The sequence below is a fragment of the Paenibacillus planticolens genome, assembly GCF_013141725.1.
Classification (GTDB): Bacteria; Bacillota; Bacilli; order Paenibacillales; family NBRC-103111; genus Paenibacillus_E; species Paenibacillus_E planticolens.
Map to the genome: position 1 here is coordinate 75,494 of NZ_WHNZ01000017.1, position 18,469 is coordinate 93,962.

Below are 18,469 nucleotides of genomic sequence, written 5' to 3' on the forward strand. Positions count from 1 at the left end.
AAATGGATTAAAACCTACTTCAAACTGCCGACCGTTCCGTTCTTCAGCATTTGTCTCCGATCGTTTCTTGAAAACTTGTCCCCTCATCTAAATTAAACAAAAGGTTGGGACATGTTTTCAAATACGAACGCTTCGCTTCTCCGACAAACACTGAGCCCTCCACTGAGCAATTCCAAGAAGGTTTTAAAAATTTACAGATAAATTTTTACTCGTCTAAATAGTATTCACAGGGAGTGACTGGGAAATTCTCCTCATTCACTCCCTGTGGGATGTATAACTATATGATTCAATAAAGCGTTACATTACTTTTTGATCCAGTGCATCATTTCACGCAATTCGGCACCAACAACCTCGATCGGGTGTTGAGCTTCGTTGCGGCGAGTCGCGTTCATGAACGCGAAGTTGGATTGGTTTTCCAAGATGAAGTCGCGAGCGAATTTACCTTGTTGGATATCTGTAAGAACAGCTTTCATTTCTTTTTTCGTTTCAGCTGTAATGATGCGAGGTCCTGTTACATAGTCACCATACTCCGCTGTGTTGGAGATGGAGCTGCGCATGGAGGAGATTCCGCCTTCATACATCATGTCAACGATCAATTTCAGTTCGTGCAAGCACTCGAAATAAGCCATTTCAGGTGCATAACCAGCTTCAACCAAAGTTTCGAAACCTGCTTTAACAAGTTCAGACGCACCACCGCAAAGAACGGCTTGCTCACCGAACAAATCAGTTTCTGTCTCTTCGCGGAAGGAAGTTTCGATAACCCCTGCACGCGTACAGCCGATACCTTTTGCATAAGCAAGTCCGATTGCTTTCGCGTTGCCAGTAGCGTCTTTCTCGATCGCGATCAAGCCAGGAACGCCGAAGCCTTCAACATAAGTACGACGTACCATGTGACCTGGGGATTTAGGAGCAACCAAGAATACATCCGTACCTTCAGGAGCTACGATTTGACCGAAATGAATGTTGAAACCGTGGGAGAACATCAAGGCTGCGCCTTTTTTCATGTTCGGTTGAATGGACTCACGGTATACGCGAGCTTGTGTTTCATCCGGCATCAAGATTTGAATCACGTCAGCGCGTGCTGCTGCTTCTTCAACGGATACCACTTCGAAACCGTCATTTTTAGCTGCGTTCCAAGAACGGCCTTCACGAAGACCGATGATTACGTTCAATCCGCTGTCACGCAAGTTTTGTGCTTGTGCGTGCCCTTGGGAACCATACCCAACCACTGCGATTGTTTTACCTTTAAGTACCGCTAAGTCTGCATCTTTTTCATAGTAAGTAGTAACTGCCATTTCGTATAAATCCTCCTTTGATATGATGAATCCGTATTGTCTACCCCTTGAGTGGGTGTTTCAACGGTTACCCCTGCTGCTTGGTCGGACAGTTGACCAGGTCAACGACCAGCCTTTTAAAGCGCTAAAGAGTCCACCGCTCAAAGCCCCACTCAAGGAGGCTTGCCTACTTTTTCACATTGCTGTATTTGATGATTTATCTAACTGAGCCCCGAATCATGGCCGTTGCTCCCGTACGGGAAAGTTCACGAATGCCATAAGGACGAAGCAATTCTACCATTGCATCTATTTTATCTGAATCTCCCACAACTTGCACGATAATTGACGCTGGGCCAATATCGACAACCGCTGCACGGAATGTTTCAACAATTCCGAGAATTTCAGGACGCATGATAGGTTCTGCATTTACTTTAATGAGTGCAAGCTCTCTGGCTACCATCGGGTTTGAGCTGAGGTCGACCACTTTGATAACGTCGATCAACTTGTACAGCTGCTTGGAGATTTGCTCCAGCGTGCTGTCATCCCCCGTTGTTACGATAACCATCCGGGAAAGTCCGAGTTCTTCGGACTCCCCTACCGTAATACTTTCAATATTGAAGCCTCGGCGTCCGAACAAACCGGAAACGCGCTGCAGAACACCGGGCTGATTGTTTACGAGTACGGAAACTGTATGTTTAGTTGTCGTCATTCCGAATCCCCCATTAACATATCGCTAATTGTATCGCCCGCTTTAACCATTGGGAACACGTTCTCTCCTTTTGGTACGACGAAATCAATCAAGACCGGTCCAGGTGTATCAAGTGCTTCCTGCCATACTTTTCTTGCTTCTTCCTTCGTCGTTGCGCGCAAGCCCTTAACGCCGTATGCTTCCGCAAGTTTCACGAAATCCGGGCTGCCGGCCAGATCGATATGGCTGTAGCGGTTATCATAAATGATTTCTTGCCATTGGCGAACCATACCGAGTACTTGGTTATTCAAAATAACAATTTTCACCGGGATGTTGTTAATTGCACAGATAGCAAGCTCTTGCGCACACATTTGAACGCCGCCGTCACCGTTGATGGAAACAACCAGTTTATCCGGGTTGCCCATTTGTGCGCCGATCGCGGAAGGGAAGCCAAAGCCCATCGTACCGAGTCCGCCGGAAGTTACCAGAGAGCGCGGGTTTTTGAACTTGTAGAACTGAGCAGCCCACATTTGATGTTGACCGACGTCCGTTGTTACGATCGCTTCGCCTTTCGTCGTCTCGCTAATCATTTCAACAACGAATTGCGGTTTCAGTTCTGTTTCCGTGTCGCCGTATTTCAGCGGGAACTTCTCTTTGTTCGCTTGAACTTCAGCAATCCATGCTGCGCTCTTCGCAGGCTTAGCTTTTTGATTGGCCAAAGCCAGAACAGCTTTCACATCGCCGACGCACGGGATATCGGTTTTCACGTTTTTGCCGATTTCCGCAGGATCCACATCGATATGAGCGATTGTTTTCACCCTAGGAGCAAAACCGTTCAAGTTCATCGTCACACGGTCATCGAATCTCGAACCGATGGAAATCAGGAGGTCCGCATTCTGAATGGCAGTGTTCGCTGTATATGTTCCGTGCATCCCCGGCATGCCGAGCCATAGCTCGTGTGCGCTTGGGAAGCCGCTGAGTCCGAGCAACGTCGTTGCCACCGGAATTTGCGTAGCATTCACGAACTCGATCAATTCTTGGGATGCGTCTGCGTAAACAACGCCGCCTCCTGCAATGATCACCGGACGCTCTGCTTCTTCGATCGCTTTCAGCAGCTTGTCGACTTGCAGCTTGTTCGGCTGCACCGTTGGATTGTAGCCGCGGATGTTTACATCCGATACCGGTTTAAATATCGTTTTATGAGCGGAGACATCCTTTGGTATGTCAATGAGAACCGGACCTTTACGACCTGAGTTCGCAATATGGAACGCTTCATGAATGATGCGCGGCAGATCGTTTACGTCTCGAACCAAGTAGCTGTGTTTCGTAATGGGCATTGTAATCCCCGTAATATCTGCTTCTTGGAAAGCGTCCGTACCGATAAAGTTTGTTGCAACATTCCCTGTTATAACGACGAGCGGAACGGAATCCATATATGCGGTAGCTATCCCAGTGACGAGGTTCGTAGCCCCCGGCCCTGATGTAGCGATACATACGCCAACCTTGCCTGTGGAACGTGCATATCCATCGGCTGCGTGAATGGCTCCTTGCTCATGTCTTGTTAACAGGTGATTAAAATCGGAAAAGCCATGCATCGCATCGTAGATGTACAAAACAGCGCCGCCCGGATATCCAAAGACGCAGTCCACACCCTCCAGCAATAGGCTTCTTAGCAGAATTTCGGAGCCTGTGATCAGGTCCGGTTTCATCAGCTTGTCAATCAGTTCTTCTTTTGACCTCTTTGGTTCAGTTTGAACATTCATTGTGATCCTCCTCTCAAAAAGTAAGTTCATGTCATGCCTCGAGCTTTCTTAGACAATAAGAAAAACCCCTGTTCATCCCGCACACGCACATAGCGTGCTAAACGGGACGAAAGGGGTTTAAGCTTCCGTGGTACCACCCAAATTTGCTACGCGCCTCACAGCACATAGCCTTAGCAGGTATGTTCGAAAAGAACAATACCCTCAGCACGATAACGTGTGCTTTTCCGATTCTCCCTACGCTTGCAGCCAATGCCGTAAGTTTCAGGAAAACAGCTCCGAGGTGACTTCGTACGTAAGGGATTAAGGCGATGGTTTCAGCAAGCCCAACGCTCTCTGCGCATAAGTGCCCTTATGACTTCTTCCTCTTCATAGCCGATTCATTCGTGTAGATCATCAGATAAGATGATTTAGAGATTATTATATGCATCCCCGAAGCATTAGTCAATAGCAGAAAAAATAAAAGAAGCGGAATTGAGGGAATATATCATCAATTCAGGAAATAAAGGCTTCTGCCAGTAGGCTTAGGACATGCTCATCTTGAGCTCGCCTCGATTCAAAGGCCGCATAACCAATGGGTACGCTGCGCTCACCCCAATCCAAAATAAAAAAGCTTGCCCCCTTACGGGGACAAGCTTTCAGAACGCTAAGCGAAGCTTACGCGTTTACTTTTGCTTTTGCAGCTGTTGCCAAATCGTTGAACGCTTTAGCATCGTTTACAGCCAAATCAGCCAAGATTTTGCGGTTGATGTCGATACCAGCCAATTTCAGGCCGTGCATCAATTTGCTGTAGCTCAAGCCGTTTTGACGAGCGCCTGCATTGATACGAGTGATCCACAGTCTGCGGAAATTACGTTTCGTTTGGCGACGGTCACGGTAAGCATACACTAAAGATTTCATTACTTGCTCTTTAGCTGTTTTAAATAAACGGTGTTTAGAACCGAAATAACCTTTTGCTAGTTTCAAAATTTTCTTACGACGGTGAGCGCGAATAAATCCGCCCTTGACTCTTGCCATTGTGAACTACCTCCTGGGATATATAAATGATGTTCGAATGCTAAAAATTAACCTTTGATAAGTGTCAGTTGTTGTTGCAAACGACGTACATCGCCAGGAGCCATAACTGGGTTCGTGGACAAAACGCGTTTTGTACGTGAAGATTTACCGGAAAGCAAGTGGTTCTTACCTTGCTTGTATCTCATCACTTTGCCTGTGCCAGTAATTTTGAAACGGCCTTTCAGGCTGCTGTGTGTTTTCATTTTCGGCATGGTGTAGTTCCTCCTAATTTAGTATATCGCCTACGTTGTCGCCTTCGGCGTTAAGATCATGATCATGCTTCTTCCCTCAAGCTTAGGAGCGCGCTCCTGTGAGGAAATGTCTGCTGTTTCAGTAGCCAGACGTTCAAGCACTCTGCGACCAATCTCCGAGTGCGCTATTTCACGCCCGCGGAATCTGACGCTGGCTTTTACTTTATCGCCATCGCCAAGAAATTTAACCGCGTTGCGAAGCTTCGTTTGGAAGTCATGTTCATCGATCGTCGCGCTTAAGCGAATCTCTTTGATATCCACGATCTTCTGATTCTTACGAGCTTCTTTCTCTTTCTTCTGTGTTTCATAACGGAATTTACCGTAATCCATGATGCGGCATACAGGCGGCTTCGCCGTCGGTGCCACGTTCACTAAATCCAAGTTCGCGTCGAGTGCGATTTGAAGAGCTTCGCGAATCGGCGTAATGCCGAGTTGTTCTCCGTCCGCCCCGATCAGGCGTACTTCCTTCACACGAATCTCATCATTAATCATATGGTCTTTGCTAATAGTGTTCCACCTCCAAAAAGTATGTACCTCTCTATCCAATATAAAAAAGATGTGGGCACTGGTAACGGCCCACATCTTCATCAATAACAGGTTTAAGCAACCTATTGAGCATTCTTGATGATTCATTCAAACCAGCCAACGGGTTGTCGGTCAGGTGAGAAGCGGGCGCTTCTGCTTTTACTTGAAGTATAATATCATCTCGGCGATGAAAAGTCAACTCACTTGTTTGCTTTTCATTTCATCCAGGCGAATGACACGCGTATGCTCCGTGTGGCTCCATTGTTTGTTGTTCTGCGTGAAGAACGCATAGAACGTAATCGGCCACCAAGACAGCATAAACACGGGATATAAAATTAAATATTTATATACTTTGCGGGGCGCCTTCTCAATTAGCATCGAGAGCGGCAGCAGCACATAGATCGCGATGCTCACGGAGTTGAAGAAAATCGGGTTGATGTCAGCCAGCATTGGCGTACCCGCCCACCCCGGCGTTACGGATTTGATCCATAGCAGCACGGAGATAATCGCTCCGAAGAAAAAGTTATATACGTTGGCAGAGTAAACAGCCGCGTCGATCTTCGTCCAGCTGCCTTCTTTGATTCCTTGCCACAACAGTGGAAAGAAGTAACGCTTAGCTACGTCAAAGTGTCCTTGCATCCAGCGCAAACGCTGTTTGGCGGAAGCTTTGAACGTAAGCGGCTTCTCGTCGTAAACAATAGCTTCGTAATTGTATGTCGGTCTGATTCCCATCTTGATGCAGCGCATCGAGAACTCCAAATCCTCTACAAGACTCGTAGCTCCCCAACCGATCTGCTTCAGGAGCTTGGACTCAAAACACATGCCCGTACCACCCAAATAGTTGGCAAGGCCCAAGTTCGTGCGGGGCATCTGCCAGAAGCGGTTTGCAAAGTAGTACGAAATCGCGTAAGAACCGGTAACCCAGGAATCGTTCGGATTCTTGCTGTCCAGGTAAGCTTGAATCACTCTGGAGCCGGTGCAAAGATCATTGTTCATGTGAAGCAGGTAGTCCGGGCTGGCGAGATTGTCGGCATCGAACATAACAACCGCGTCGTACTGACGTTCACGCTTCCAAAGCTCTTTCAGCATCCATTCGATCGCATAACCCTTGCCTCTCAGGTTCGGGTTGTGCCTTTCCATAGCGTAAACACCGTGACTGCGGGTAATCTCCGCCGTATTGTCCGTACAGTTGTCACAAATCACGAAGATGTCATAAAGCTCTTTGGGGTAATCCAAAGCCTTCAGATTTTCAATCAGTGCGCCAACGACCTGCTCCTCGTTATGTGCTGCGACCAGAACAGCAAACGATTTTTGCGGCGCAAACTTCTGTTTGTTTCTAGGACGGTACCATCCAAAGAACGTTAAAAATAACTGATACGCACCGACAAGCGCCAAGCCAATCTGAAACGTAAGCACAATCTTGTCAAGCATGAAGCAAAGTCCCCCTTTTTGTTTATGCACACAAGCTATCTTTTTATATGCGTAGTGCGCAATTATGTACAGGTGAATTAACCGTTCTTGATTTTCCTCTCTTTCCCCCTATTTGTCAAAGTCTGCTTAGAACGAAAAATAGCCGGTTCTCTGAGATTTAAGGGGAACGTGCACACACTTTGCAGCAAGTGCTTGAAATCAGATCGTTAATGTCCTGTTTTCAACGTTTTTCATTTTATTGTGTACAAAAAGTTCACCATTTAGACCAACAGCAACCCCTCGTGTGATTCGGGTTTTATTATAATTCACCCGGGCTTACCCTGACAACTTTTGCCGATCCTGCCGTAAAACGGCTGATGCCGATGAAATTCAAGATGAAATTCAAGGGATCCTTCATAACATTCGTTCTGCTTTCAGGCAAAGAGTCCGTCATAAGCCAATCTCATTCTTAAGGACTGCAACTGCCCGACATAAAGCATAACGGACTCATGGATCCAGATGCCATATGACCTAAGTACTGACTTTCGTTCGGGCAGTTTCAACCAGAAACGTCTTGCATCGACAGCTTATTCAAAAAATCCCAAATTGAAAGGGCTTGCATTATGGATGCTATAGGCATTAAGGAATGGGATAACACTGCGGCATTTAGGATACAATGTAAAAGGAATACTATTCCATTGTTTCCATGATTTTATCCATCGCGAAGCAACCTGAAAAATGTAAACATCACTTTCTTAACATTTATTACTGCGTTAATCTCTTTTTAATAAATGTTCATTATAATTTGAAATAGCTGGTATCTTAAACCCGAAGGAGGCTACTGCTCATGAGCAAAGTCGTGAACTGGCTTCAGCATCATGAAACTCGCATGTTTCACTTTGTGAATCAACGTATTCAGCACTTCTTCCTGGATCATTTCTTTTCTACAATCACGCATCTGGGAGGAGCTACGGCTACGATTGTCATTTCTCTCTGCTGCGCTTTATTTGGGCAAGGACATCTGAAAACCGCAGGCATTCAAGCTCTCATCGCCCTAACAATCAGTCATATACCGGTTGCCGTAATCAAAAAGAAATATCCGCGGCTGCGGCCTTATCTGGTGCATCCCCAAGCGATAACTTACAAAAATCCATTAACGGATCATTCCTTCCCGTCCGGACATACTACCGCCATCTTTTCCATCATCATTCCAATTATGACAGCCATACCTGTTCTTGGCGTTATCCTTCTGCCGCTTGCTCTCATCGTCGGCGTATCGCGTATCTATCTAGGGCTGCACTATCCATCCGATTGTCTAGTCGGGTGTCTGATCGGTACGGCGACAGCTTTAACAACCATAGCTCTATGGGGGTAAAATGAATGAATGCTGTGCAGGGTAAAAAACGGGTGCTCATCCTCTCGGAAGGCTTCGGGGCCGGTCATACGCAAGCAGCCTATGCGCTCGCTGTCAGCTTAGAGAAGCGGTGTGCGAATATTGAAACGCGTGTATTGGAGCTGGGGGCTTTCCTGCATCCGACAATAGCGCCATGGATTTTCCATGCCTACAAAAAGACACTGACCGCAAGCCCCAAACTCTACGGCCGGTTATACCGCTCCCAATACAAGAAATCGTTAAACCGGTTGACGCAATTGGCGCTGCACCGCATTTTTTACGCGCAGACTGCAGAGATTATCCGGAATTGGGCGCCGCAGGCTATCGTCTGCACCCATCCTTTTCCGAGCGTCGTCGTTTCCCGATTGAAAAGGGCCGGCCTTGACATCCCGCTGTGCACCGTCATAACGGATTATGACGTACACGGGACTTGGGTCAGCAGTGAAGTGAACAAATATATGGTCTCGACAGAAGACGTCAAAAATAAACTGCTTGGCCGGGGCATCCCCGCCGCTCAAGTGGAAATCACAGGAATCCCCGTTCATCCGAGTTTCCGGGAGGCGCACGATAAAGCAAAGATCCGGCAGCAGTTCCAATTGGCTGCGATGCCTACGGTTCTCGTCATGGGAGGCGGCTGGGGCTTAATCGGCGGCGATTCCCTCAGTGAGCATCTCGTCACGTGGAGAGACCGTGTGCAGTTCATATTTTGCCTCGGAAATAACGCTAAAACGTTAGCCAAGCTCACCGCTGATGCCCGTTATCAGCATCCGAACATCCGGCTGCTCGGATTTACGCCGGACATCGACAAATTAATGGAAGTTTCGGATTTGCTCGTTACGAAGCCGGGTGGGATGACCTGTTCAGAAGGACTTGCCAAATCCATTCCGATGCTGTTCTATGATCCGATTCCGGGCCAGGAAGAAGAGAACGTGCTTTATTTTACCGAGCAAGGCTTCGGTGAGCCGATCCGGTCGGCAGATACCATTGCCAACTGGTTGACGATGCTCGTCAGCCGCTATACGGATGTGCAGGCCAGACGTGTTTGGAACTACCGCCAAAGAATGAATATGCCTTCGGCTGATTGTTCGGAGGTTATTCTCCAAGTGCTCGGCTAACCATAGCTTTACGCAAAAAAGGCCCCCGTTCTGCTGAAATAGAGCAGAAGGAGAGCCTTTGTATGCGTTATTCCGCTTTCGGTTTGCTTAATTGGTCTAGATGCGAAGCAAGCGCGTCCTGACCGATCACAACTTCACAGCGGTGAATGTTCATGCCTTGTGTAGCGAACTTGGTTTCATATTCCGTCATAACATGGTCCGGGTGAAACCCGTCCGCATGAAGATTTAAGGAAATATTCCGCATTCTGAGTCCCATATCGGCAAAAGAATTGAGCGAGAATTCGAAGAGCGATTGCGAATCGGTTTTCAAATGAATTTCGCCGTTTGCATTCAAAATCTGCTGATATTTGGTCACAAAGCCCGGGTGCGTCAATCGTCTGCGAGCATGCTTTTTCTTCGGCCATGGATCGCTGAAGTTCAAATAAACCCGCTCCAGTTCTCCTTCGGCAAAAGCTTCTTCAATGTGTTCAATATTGAACAGCATCAGCTTCAAGTTCGGAATGCCCGGCGCAGACTCCGTCTCTTCCTCGGACTTGATCTCATGAGCGATCTTCGCCTTCTCACTTGCTTTGCGGATAAGCTCGTCGTACATATCGACGCCAATGAAATTAACATCCGGATACTTCTTGCTCATTTCACTGATGAAACGCCCTTTCCCCATCCCAAGCTCAGCATGAATAGGGTTGTTGTTGCCAAATAACTCGGCCCATTTGCCTCTATAATCTTTAGCATTGAGAACAACGAGTTCCTTCTGACGTTCTATATCTTCTCTAATTCCTTTTCTTCCCCGTAACCGCATCTACAATTTGCCTCCTACACGTACAAGCTATCGAATACAAATCATAGACCATTCCAGGGAAAAAATCAAAGGGAATTACACTTCCAGTTTATGATATTCAATGGTTGAGGACGTAGCGGGGAATAGCTTGCGCTCTAAAGAACGAAGCACTTTTTGCCGGGCTTCCTTCGATATATTCGGATCGGCCACATACTTCACGCCACTGCATAGAACGAAAGCTTCCTTAACTGTCAGTTCAACGGACAAGGTTTCTGTTGATAAAGATGACAAGGTTGATACCGTCATGATTTGGTTCACCTGCTTTCCTTTTCAGCTTTTAATCCTAGTTTTGGTTAGGACTAAACTCTTTATGCTTGGCAGATCGTGGCTAATAAAAAACAAGACTGTCCCCAGTCATTTCAATGACTTTTGGGACAGCCTTTTGTACAGTTATGTGGTCATAATAAGGGAGAAAATTCCCTCTAATTTGGCTGCAGAAGCTTGTCAGATCCATTTAGCCGGAGAAACTCCATCTATTTGCGCAGATTTCGTGAGAACCTATTAAATCCGGTCAAATTAACGGGAGGTTTTCCTTCTACTTCCCTGAGAGGTCATCTTTTGAGCAATTTAGAAGGAGATTTCCCTGTTAAATTAGTGCCCCACACAATCGTTCTTACTTATAGCTCTCATCTCTTCGTTTATTGCTTCCCCGTAGACCAGCCAGCCCCAGCAGTCCTACCAGACCAAGCCATCCCCAATTCGTACCCGTGTTAGTAGGTGTAGTCGCATAAGTACGATAAGAGGTCGTATCATAATTGCCGCGGTTCGTTGCCGTTGTTCCTGTCGTACTCATTCGGTCCATGAGATTGTTGCCATAACCGTTAATTTGGCCCATAACTCCTGTACCGGTCGTACTTTTTCCCGTATACGTGTTTGTGGTTGTTCCGCTCGGTCTGTACGTTCCATCGTATTTGCCCGGATACGTAGTAGTTGTCGGAGCAAGTGGAGTTGCAAGCGGGGTCGCGTTATACGTATTCGTATTGGTCATCGTCCCCGTTCCGTTCAATAAACCCGTTCCCGCGCTAGTCCCCGTCGTAGCATCATAATTGCTGCCCGTATAGCCCGATGTTGTCGTAGTTCCCGTCCCCATAGTTCCAGTAGTTCCACTAGTTCCCGTAGTTCCCATAGTACCCATAGTTCCCGAAGTTCCCGTGTGCGTGTTCATTGTCGGTGTACTCATGTTTGCGTGCGCCCCAACTGCCCCAAAGCTCAATGCTGCCGTCAAAGCTACCGTTAATGACACTGTACGAAACTTTTTCACTTGTTCATTTCCCCTCTCGGCATATGATCGTCATGCAAAGTTATCATGCTCCGATAAGCCCTATTTTAACGGGGAAGTTGGTGGAAAGGCAGGGGTCGCTTTCATGTTTAATTTTCGCTACAATAGGGTGGAAGGAAAGGAGTACGAACCTGATGTCTACATTGATACAAGAATCACCCCAACTATGGGGGGATAAACGTTTCCATACATGGAATTATGAAATGCGCGAAGCTTTCGGCGGCAAAGTATTCAAAGTGATGCTCGATGCAGGCTTTACTTGTCCGAACCGCGACGGCAATATTGCGACCGGCGGTTGTACATTTTGCAGTGCGAGAGGCTCTGGGGATTTTGCCGGAAGCCGCCGCGACGACCTCGTTACCCAATTCAACAAAATCAGAGATCTCCAGCATCTGAAATGGCCCGAGGCTAAATATATCGGCTATTTCCAAGCCTATACGAATACGTATGCGCCTGTGGAGCAGCTGCGCGAATATTATGAGGTCATTTTACAGCAGCCGGGCGTTGTCGGCTTATCCATTGCCACCCGACCGGACTGCCTGCCCGATGATGTTATCGAATATTTGGCGGAGTTGAATGAACGAACCTACTTATGGGTTGAAATGGGCCTTCAGACCGTTCACGAATCTACGTCTCAGCTCATTAACCGCGCCCATGACACCCAGTGCTACCTCGATGCCGTCGCTAAGCTCCGTAAGCATAATATTCGCACGTGCGCGCACATTATTTACGGATTGCCGGGAGAAACGCACGAAATGATGCTGGATACCGGCAGAGCCGTCGCGCAGATGGATGTACAGGGGATCAAAATTCATTTGCTTCATTTAATGCGTAAAACACCGATGGTGAAACAATATGAAGCCGGCTTGCTGCAATTTCTTGAAAAAGATGAATATGTGAAACTCATCGTCGATACGCTTGAGTTTTTACCGCCGGAAATGATTGTTCACCGGCTAACAGGGGATGCTCCGCGGGATCTGCTGATCGGACCGATGTGGAGCCTCAAAAAATGGGAAGTGCTGAACAGCTTTGACAAGCTGTTGAGGGAACGAAACACTTGGCAGGGCAAGTATTGGAAAGGCAAGGCCAACTGACCAAAAGCTTTGGGATCAAACCCAAATCATTATGGCAAGCACAAACAGCACGGAGGCTATTTTCGCATGGGTTTTGTTTCTGTTTTAGGTTTTGCTCATCAACTTATCGGGCAGCGCGTTCAGCCGGGCGATACGGTCATTGACGCGACCCTCGGCAACGGCGTAGACACCGTCTTTCTCGCGAAGCTGGCAGGCCGCCGGGGCCGCGTGTACGGCTTCGACATTCAGCAGCAAGCGCTGGATCAAACCAAGATGCGTCTGGAGAAGGAGCTCCCGGACGCATCTTCTTCTGTGCACTTGAGCTTATGCAGCCATGCGCTCATGGAGACGGCTGTGCCGGAAGACCGTCATGGCAAAGTAGCCGCGGTCACATTCAACCTCGGCTACCTGCCAGGCGCCGATCCGGCAACGATCACCAAGCAGGAATCTACCCTTCCTGCTTTGGAAGCGGCTCTCCGCCTGCTCCGCAAAGGCGGCATTGTAACCATCGTGCTGTACAGCGGACACGATGGAGGCTCAGAAGAAGCAGCAGCGGTCGAAGCTTGGGCACAGCGGCTCCCGCTCGCCGCTTATCAAGTGCTGCGCTACCAATTCATGAATACAAGCGCGCATGCGCCCTATCTTTTAGCTTTAGAAAAAAGATAGACCCATGATATAATGCTAGATAGTGATTAGCACTATTTTGCCATTATACAGAAGAATTATAGAGAAAGTAGGGATAGCAGTGAAATCATACCCGCTTCAATTTCAACCTGAAATGAAAGAACGCGTCTGGGGAGGCAGAGCCCTGGAGAAGTTCGGCTTTCAACTACCGGAAGGCGCGATTGGCGAAGGCTGGATGATCGGCGATCACCCGAACGGAACAACGAAGGTCATTAACGGAGAGCTCGCAGGTCTAGGATTAGACGAAATTCGCGAGAAATTCGGTAAAACGCTATTCGGAACTAAAGGATTTTCCGAAAAAAACGGCCGTTTTCCCCTTCTCATCAAGCTTCTGGATTGTGAAGACGACCTGTCCGTGCAAGTTCACCCGAACGATAATTACGAGAATTTGGCCGCCGGTGAGCTGGGCAAAACCGAAATGTGGTACATTCTGGACGCAAAGCCCGGAGCCAAAATTATATACGGCATGAAGGAAGGCGTAACACGCGAAAGCTTAGCGCAAGCTATTAGCGAGAACCGTATTCTAGACTGTCTGCAGGAAGTTCCTGTTGAAGCAGGCGATTCTTTCTACATCCCTGCAGGAACCGTTCATGCGCTGGGCGCCGGTGTTCTGGTTGCCGAGATTCAGCAAAATTCGGACACTACCTATCGCTTATACGATTACAACCGTCCCGGGTTGGATGGCAAGCCGCGCGATCTTCATATTGAAGATTCACTGAATGTCATCGCCTATGAAGGTTCAGGCTCCACCCGGATGAAAACGAATCTGAATGAAACCGGCACATGGCTGACGCTGGCCGAGTCTCCTTTTTTCATCGTGGAAAAAGGTCTTGTAGGCCCCAAATGGGAGCTAAGCACATCCCCTGAAAGCTTCGTGATCCTCGTCATCGCAGAGGGCAGCGGAACGCTTCAGTGGGAAGATGGCAGCATCTCCACCAAACCGGGGGATTGCTTCTTGCTTCCGGCCAACCTGGGCAGCTATGCGCTTGAAGGCGGCATGACCGTTATACGCAGCTACCTGCCTTAACGCCTTATCCTTTAACCGCAGCGTTGCAAAAAAATAGCGCTCCAACCGTCATCATTACGATACGGTGGAGCGCTTTTTTTATGGCTGCTGTTCTATTCTTCCGACAAAGAGCTTTCTTTTAAAATAACATCATGCGCTCCGCCCTCTACCAAGCTGGTCGCCGAAACAAGTGCAATTCTCGCTTTGCTTCTCAGCTCTTCCAGGCTCAATGAACCGCAGTTGCACATTGTGGACTTGATTTTGCCAATCGTCTTGTCCAGATTCTCCTGCAGGCTTCCCGCATACGGCACATAGGAATCGACGCCTTCTTCAAATAAAAGCTTGCTTTTGCCGCCTGTATCGTAACGCTGCCAGTTGCGGGCACGATTGGAGCCTTCGCCCCAGTACTCTTTCACGAAGTTGTTGCCTACTTTCAGCTTTCTGGTAGGGCTCTCGTCGAAACGGGCGAAATAACGGCCCAGCATGACAAAATCAGCGCCCATAGCTAAAGCCAGCGTTACATGGTAGTCATGTACGATACCACCATCGGAACAAATCGGAATGTAAGTGCCTGTTTCTTTAAAATACTGATCTCTGGCTTCGACGACTTCCATAATGGCAGACGCTTGGCCGCGGCCAATCCCTTTCTGTTCCCGGGTGATACAAATCGAGCCTCCGCCGATCCCTACTTTCACGAAATCCGCTCCGGACTCCACTAAGTACAGGAAGCCTTCCCGGTCGACAACGTTGCCGGCTCCTATTTTCACATTGAAATTCTCTTTGACATATTGAACCGTTTCACGCTGATATTCGCTGTAGCCGTCGGATGAATCGATGACCAAAATGTCAACGCCCGCTTCAACGAGAGCAGGAACTCTGTCTTTATAATCCTTGGTATTGATTCCCGCCCCAACAATGTAGCTTTTGTTTCCGTCGAGAAGTTCCATCGGATTTTCTTTATGCTCATCATAATCTTTGCGGAAAACAAGCGTTTCCAGCCTCTGCTGATCATCCACGATCGGCAAACAATTGAGCTTGTGATCCCAAATTAAATTGTTCGCTTCCGACAAGGAAATTCCCGATTGACCGTAAATCAATTTATCGAACGGTGTCATGAACTGATGAATCGGACGATCCAGCGGATCGCGGCTTTTCCGGTAATCCCGTCCTGTTACAATACCGAGCAGTACGCCATTCGCTGTCCCATCGTCTGTAATCGCTACTGTGGAATGGCCTGTTTCTTCTTTCAATGCCAGCACATCGCTTAATGTATGATCGGGCGTCAAGTTGGAGCGGCTAACGACGAAGCCTGCCTTGTACCCTTTCACTTTCCGTACCATCTGCGCTTCCGATTCAATCGACTGCGAGCCAAAAATGAATGAAATCCCGCCACTACGTGCCAAAGCAATCGCCATTCCGTCATCGGAAACAGCCTGCATGACAGCAGATGAAAACGGGATATTGAGCGAAATAGCCGGCTCCTCACCTTGATTAAATTTCACAAGCGGGGTCTTGAGCTTTACATTCGCCGGTGTACAAGCCTTCGTTGTAAGATTAGGAATTAACAGAAACTCGCTGAATGTGCGGGATGGTTCTAAGTAATACGTGGCCACTTTACAATTTCCTCCTCATCGATCCATAGGTAAATTTTTTCAATCTTATCATTGAACCTCACCTGTGGTCAATGGTTATTTCAGGAAAGCTTATCTTTACCCCGTCCAAACCTGCGGTTCATCTTCTCCGTTCATGTATTCCATGTGGGAAGGGGTAATCTCAAGCACGACGTAATTGGGATCATGCGGCCCCTCGAACCACTTGGTCATCTCGCCCGTCCAAAGCTTTTCACGAAGGGCATTATTCTGGGTAATCGCAGCTGTCGCTTGGATCTGTACAATATCCGAAGACTTTTTCCCATCGTAACCGACCAGGATATGCACATTCGGGTTATCCTTCACCTCGTCTATTTTATCCGTCTTGCGGTTCGTAGCCAGATACAAAGTCAGTCCTTCATGGAAAAGCGCCATGTAACGGACTTTCGGTTTCGCTCCTTCTACGGTGGCAAACGAGCAAATTTTATTAGCATCCAGAACTTTCTCAATCTGATCTTCCAATTGTTTATTCTTCATTTCAATCATATCAGCACATCTCCTTTCAGGTATCAATCAGCAAACAGTCAATGGGTCAACTACCCTAGATTACCCTGAAAAGGGACGGTTTTATGCGAAAAAGCCCCGCTCCTTATCATCGTGATGATGACGGAAGCAGGGCCTTTAGTTATACGGTCGCAGTCTCGTGCAGCGGCATGCTGTAGCAGCTAGCCGGAAGCTGGGCATCCGGCGGGAAGTGCACAACGAGCAGCTCCCGGCTGGAGGTGTCCATCCTACCTGTTTGCAGATACGTCTGCAAACCGAAAGGCAGCACCTCGACCATCACATGCTTGTGAAGGTCTTTCTCGCTGATGCGGAGGCGATGGAAGTCGCCGCTTACGAGCTCCGGCTGCTCGGCCAACAGCTTGAGATAGGCATTCTGTTCGGACTTCTCCAGTGTGAAGTCCCACCAAATTTTACGCGGCTTATATTTATGTCCGAGGAAATAATCCAGCTTCATGAGACCAAGGATGATAGGCATATTCTTCGCTTCGCGATGAAGGAGAAACTCCCGCAAGCGGGTAAACAGATCCTCGAGCTGATGCCCGATTTTCTGCCAGCCGCGGCCTTCCCAGAAATCGCCGAACTCTTGAAAGAAGTCGAATGCCGACGCAAATTCGTTCGCGATCAAATATTTGACCGTGTGGTCCATACGGTGCGCGTTCCAATATTTCTCCAGCACGTCCTCCACCCGTTTGATACGAATGAGATCCGTGAACGGCAGGATGTCATTGCCCAGAATTTCATACGGCGCATGATCCATGTACACATAGCCGTACTTATGCGCGTCTTTGCGCATACCGGTGCCGCGCAGCATTTTGAGGAATCCGAGCTGCAGCTCCTCTGGTCCCAGCTCAAACACATCGTTAAATGTTTTGCGGAACGAATGATAGTCCTCTTCCGGCAAGCCGGCGATAAGATCGAGATGCTGATCGATTTTCAAGCTGTTCTTTACCTTGGAGACGGTACGGCTCAGCTTCATGAAGTTTTGTCTGCGCTGCACCAGCTCATTGGTGGTGTCATTCGTCGACTGTACGCCGATTTCAAAGCGGAACGTGCCCGGCGGCGCATTTTCAGCCAAATAATCCAGCACTTCCGGCCGCATGATGTCCGCCGTAATTTCGAACTGGAACACGACGCCGCGATGATTCGCGATCAGGAAATCGAATATTTCCATGGCATAGTCGCGCTTGATATTGAACGTCCGGTCGACGAACTTGATCAGCTTCGCGCCGGAATCAATTAAGTACATAATGTCCGACTTCGTCCGCTCCATGTCAAAGTAACGCACGCCGACTTCGATACTCGACAGGCAAAATTGACAGGAGAACGGGCAGCCTCGGCTCGTCTCGAAGTACACGACGCGGTTGGCCAGGCTCGGCAAGTCTTCTTTGAACCGGTGCGGCGACGGGATGTCGCTTAGATTCAGCTTCGGTCTGCCCGGCATAAGCACGACTTCCTCGCCTTTACGGTAAGCAAGCCCGTACACAAAGTGATATTTGCGCGTCGTCGAAATTTCCGTCAGCAGGTGGTGGAAAGTCTCTTCCCCTTCGCCCATGACGATAAAATCGACTTCCGGAATGCGTTCCATCCAGTAGTCCGTGTCATAAGAAACCTCAGGACCGCCGAGCACGATGAGGATTTCGGGCCTGATTTTCTTAATCATTTTGATAATATGAATCGTTTCTTCAATGTTCCAAATGTAACAGGAAAAGCCCAGCACGTCCGGCGCCTTTTGATACAGGTCGGAGACGACGTTCATCACTGGGTCTTTGATCGTATATTCGGTAATCTCAACATCAAAATCCTTTTCGCAGAACGCTTTCAAATAGCGCAGCGCCAAGGATGTATGAATGAATTTGGCATTCAGTGTCGTTACTAGTACCTTCATTGTAAAAAGACCTCGTTCTATTCTCGTTTATCGTTCCCTCTAATTCTACACGAAAACCGAGGAAATACAAAGAAGCGAA

At 48.1% G+C, this 18,469-nt stretch carries 19 protein-coding genes and 1 other annotated feature; of the genes, 5 read left to right on the forward strand and 14 right to left on the reverse strand.

The annotated features are described in order from the left end of the window. Window positions 1-302: 302 nt before the first annotated feature. The 8 genes from ilvC to GC097_RS34680 form a co-directional block, all read right to left on the reverse strand. On the reverse strand, window positions 303-1,295 hold the full coding sequence (gene ilvC, locus GC097_RS09010; protein ID WP_171683004.1) for a ketol-acid reductoisomerase: 993 nt from the start codon (window positions 1,293-1,295) through the stop codon (window positions 303-305). 196 nt (window positions 1,296-1,491) lie between these two features. After that, window positions 1,492-1,983 (reverse strand): acetolactate synthase small subunit, encoded by a 492-nt coding sequence (gene ilvN / locus GC097_RS09015; protein WP_167067652.1) that lies wholly within the window; start codon window positions 1,981-1,983, stop codon window positions 1,492-1,494. After that, on the reverse strand, window positions 1,980-3,725 hold the full coding sequence (ilvB, locus tag GC097_RS09020; RefSeq protein ID WP_171683005.1) for a biosynthetic-type acetolactate synthase large subunit: 1,746 nt from the start codon (window positions 3,723-3,725) through the stop codon (window positions 1,980-1,982). Before ilvB ends, ilvN begins: the two co-directional genes overlap by 4 nt. A gap of 654 nt (window positions 3,726-4,379) precedes the next feature. Next, window positions 4,380-4,739, reverse strand: coding sequence for a 50S ribosomal protein L20 (rplT, locus tag GC097_RS09025; RefSeq protein ID WP_127455519.1), 360 nt, complete (start codon window positions 4,737-4,739; stop codon window positions 4,380-4,382). Window positions 4,740-4,786: 47 nt separating this feature from the next. Continuing rightward, complete coding sequence (gene rpmI, locus GC097_RS09030) at window positions 4,787-4,990, reverse strand: 50S ribosomal protein L35 (RefSeq protein WP_171683006.1); 204 nt, start codon at window positions 4,988-4,990, stop codon at window positions 4,787-4,789. A gap of 30 nt (window positions 4,991-5,020) precedes the next feature. After that, window positions 5,021-5,521: a translation initiation factor IF-3 gene (gene infC / locus GC097_RS09035; protein ID WP_167067530.1), complete on the reverse strand. Its 501-nt coding sequence runs from the start codon at window positions 5,519-5,521 to the stop codon at window positions 5,021-5,023. 52 nt (window positions 5,522-5,573) lie between these two features. Continuing rightward, window positions 5,574-5,719: a sequence feature (ribosomal protein L20 leader region), on the reverse strand. A 30-nt stretch (window positions 5,720-5,749) separates the two neighbouring features. Then, the gene (locus GC097_RS09040; RefSeq protein WP_171683007.1) at window positions 5,750-6,985 is read right to left on the reverse strand and encodes a glycosyltransferase family 2 protein; all 1,236 of its coding nucleotides are present in this window, start codon (window positions 6,983-6,985) and stop codon (window positions 5,750-5,752) included. Between the two features lie 298 nt (window positions 6,986-7,283). Further along, entirely contained in the window at window positions 7,284-7,418 is a 135-nt protein-coding gene (locus GC097_RS34680; RefSeq protein WP_281364270.1) for a hypothetical protein, read from the reverse strand. 393 nt (window positions 7,419-7,811) lie between these two features. On the opposite strand from GC097_RS34680, the gene GC097_RS09045 reads away from it, so the two are divergent. Together GC097_RS09045 and GC097_RS09050 are read left to right on the forward strand one after the other, a co-directional pair. Continuing rightward, on the forward strand, window positions 7,812-8,339 hold the full coding sequence (locus GC097_RS09045; protein ID WP_171683008.1) for a phosphatase PAP2 family protein: 528 nt from the start codon (window positions 7,812-7,814) through the stop codon (window positions 8,337-8,339). A 5-nt stretch (window positions 8,340-8,344) separates the two neighbouring features. Next, entirely contained in the window at window positions 8,345-9,472 is a 1,128-nt protein-coding gene (locus GC097_RS09050; protein ID WP_171683009.1) for an MGDG synthase family glycosyltransferase, read from the forward strand. 67 nt (window positions 9,473-9,539) lie between these two features. Here the strand turns inward: GC097_RS09050 and trmB are convergent, their stop codons facing one another. The 3 genes from trmB to GC097_RS09065 form a co-directional block, all read right to left on the reverse strand. Beyond that, window positions 9,540-10,271 (reverse strand): tRNA (guanosine(46)-N7)-methyltransferase TrmB, encoded by a 732-nt coding sequence (gene trmB, locus GC097_RS09055; protein WP_171683010.1) that lies wholly within the window; start codon window positions 10,269-10,271, stop codon window positions 9,540-9,542. Window positions 10,272-10,346: 75 nt separating this feature from the next. Further along, on the reverse strand, window positions 10,347-10,556 hold the full coding sequence (locus tag GC097_RS09060) for a hypothetical protein (protein ID WP_171683011.1): 210 nt from the start codon (window positions 10,554-10,556) through the stop codon (window positions 10,347-10,349). Window positions 10,557-10,923: 367 nt separating this feature from the next. Beyond that, window positions 10,924-11,571: a WGxxGxxG-CTERM domain-containing protein gene (locus tag GC097_RS09065; RefSeq protein ID WP_171683012.1), complete on the reverse strand. Its 648-nt coding sequence runs from the start codon at window positions 11,569-11,571 to the stop codon at window positions 10,924-10,926. A 152-nt stretch (window positions 11,572-11,723) separates the two neighbouring features. Between GC097_RS09065 and mnmL the strand changes: the two genes are divergently transcribed. The 3 genes from mnmL to GC097_RS09080 all read left to right on the forward strand — a co-directional run bounded on the left by mnmL (window position 11,724) and on the right by GC097_RS09080 (window position 14,373). After that, window positions 11,724-12,683 (forward strand): tRNA modification radical SAM protein MnmL/YtqA, encoded by a 960-nt coding sequence (mnmL, locus tag GC097_RS09070; protein WP_171683013.1) that lies wholly within the window; start codon window positions 11,724-11,726, stop codon window positions 12,681-12,683. A gap of 66 nt (window positions 12,684-12,749) precedes the next feature. Next, a complete protein-coding gene (gene mnmM, locus GC097_RS09075) occupies window positions 12,750-13,328 on the forward strand; it encodes a tRNA 5-(aminomethyl)-2-thiouridylate-methyltransferase MnmM (protein WP_171683014.1) in 579 nt (192 codons plus the stop codon). 79 nt (window positions 13,329-13,407) lie between these two features. After that, complete coding sequence (locus GC097_RS09080; RefSeq protein WP_312875639.1) at window positions 13,408-14,373, forward strand: type I phosphomannose isomerase catalytic subunit; 966 nt, start codon at window positions 13,408-13,410, stop codon at window positions 14,371-14,373. A gap of 92 nt (window positions 14,374-14,465) precedes the next feature. On the opposite strand, the gene GC097_RS09085 is transcribed toward GC097_RS09080, so the two are convergent. From GC097_RS09085 to GC097_RS09095, 3 genes are all read right to left on the reverse strand, one after another. Beyond that, the gene (locus tag GC097_RS09085) at window positions 14,466-15,965 is read right to left on the reverse strand and encodes an IMP dehydrogenase (protein WP_171683016.1); all 1,500 of its coding nucleotides are present in this window, start codon (window positions 15,963-15,965) and stop codon (window positions 14,466-14,468) included. A gap of 96 nt (window positions 15,966-16,061) precedes the next feature. Continuing rightward, on the reverse strand, window positions 16,062-16,487 hold the full coding sequence (locus tag GC097_RS09090) for a pyridoxamine 5'-phosphate oxidase family protein (protein ID WP_376768378.1): 426 nt from the start codon (window positions 16,485-16,487) through the stop codon (window positions 16,062-16,064). A 139-nt stretch (window positions 16,488-16,626) separates the two neighbouring features. Continuing rightward, complete coding sequence (locus GC097_RS09095) at window positions 16,627-18,390, reverse strand: B12-binding domain-containing radical SAM protein (RefSeq protein ID WP_171683017.1); 1,764 nt, start codon at window positions 18,388-18,390, stop codon at window positions 16,627-16,629. Window positions 18,391-18,469: the final 79 nt, after the last annotated feature.

What these genes read in the sequence shown, in the direction of transcription:
- GC097_RS34680 (WP_281364270.1), bottom strand. Translation starts at nt 7,418, where the DNA reads ATGACGGACTCTTTGCCTGAAAGCAGAACGAATGTTATGAAGGATCCC.
- ilvB (WP_171683005.1), bottom strand. Translation starts at nt 3,725, where the DNA reads ATGAATGTTCAAACTGAACCAAAGAGGTCAAAAGAAGAACTGATTGAC.
- rpmI (WP_171683006.1), bottom strand. Translation starts at nt 4,990, where the DNA reads ATGCCGAAAATGAAAACACACAGCAGCCTGAAAGGCCGTTTCAAAATT.
- ilvC (WP_171683004.1), bottom strand. Translation starts at nt 1,295, where the DNA reads ATGGCAGTTACTACTTACTATGAAAAAGATGCAGACTTAGCGGTACTT.
- GC097_RS09050 (WP_171683009.1), top strand. Translation starts at nt 8,345, where the DNA reads ATGAATGCTGTGCAGGGTAAAAAACGGGTGCTCATCCTCTCGGAAGGC.
- mnmM (WP_171683014.1), top strand. Translation starts at nt 12,750, where the DNA reads ATGGGTTTTGTTTCTGTTTTAGGTTTTGCTCATCAACTTATCGGGCAG.
- infC (WP_167067530.1), bottom strand. Translation starts at nt 5,521, where the DNA reads ATGATTAATGATGAGATTCGTGTGAAGGAAGTACGCCTGATCGGGGCG.
- ilvN (WP_167067652.1), bottom strand. Translation starts at nt 1,983, where the DNA reads ATGACGACAACTAAACATACAGTTTCCGTACTCGTAAACAATCAGCCC.
- mnmL (WP_171683013.1), top strand. Translation starts at nt 11,724, where the DNA reads ATGTCTACATTGATACAAGAATCACCCCAACTATGGGGGGATAAACGT.
- GC097_RS09040 (WP_171683007.1), bottom strand. Translation starts at nt 6,985, where the DNA reads ATGCTTGACAAGATTGTGCTTACGTTTCAGATTGGCTTGGCGCTTGTC.
- GC097_RS09060 (WP_171683011.1), bottom strand. Translation starts at nt 10,556, where the DNA reads ATGACGGTATCAACCTTGTCATCTTTATCAACAGAAACCTTGTCCGTT.
- GC097_RS09045 (WP_171683008.1), top strand. Translation starts at nt 7,812, where the DNA reads ATGAGCAAAGTCGTGAACTGGCTTCAGCATCATGAAACTCGCATGTTT.
- GC097_RS09090 (WP_376768378.1), bottom strand. Translation starts at nt 16,487, where the DNA reads ATGATTGAAATGAAGAATAAACAATTGGAAGATCAGATTGAGAAAGTT.
- trmB (WP_171683010.1), bottom strand. Translation starts at nt 10,271, where the DNA reads ATGCGGTTACGGGGAAGAAAAGGAATTAGAGAAGATATAGAACGTCAG.
- rplT (WP_127455519.1), bottom strand. Translation starts at nt 4,739, where the DNA reads ATGGCAAGAGTCAAGGGCGGATTTATTCGCGCTCACCGTCGTAAGAAA.
- GC097_RS09095 (WP_171683017.1), bottom strand. Translation starts at nt 18,390, where the DNA reads ATGAAGGTACTAGTAACGACACTGAATGCCAAATTCATTCATACATCC.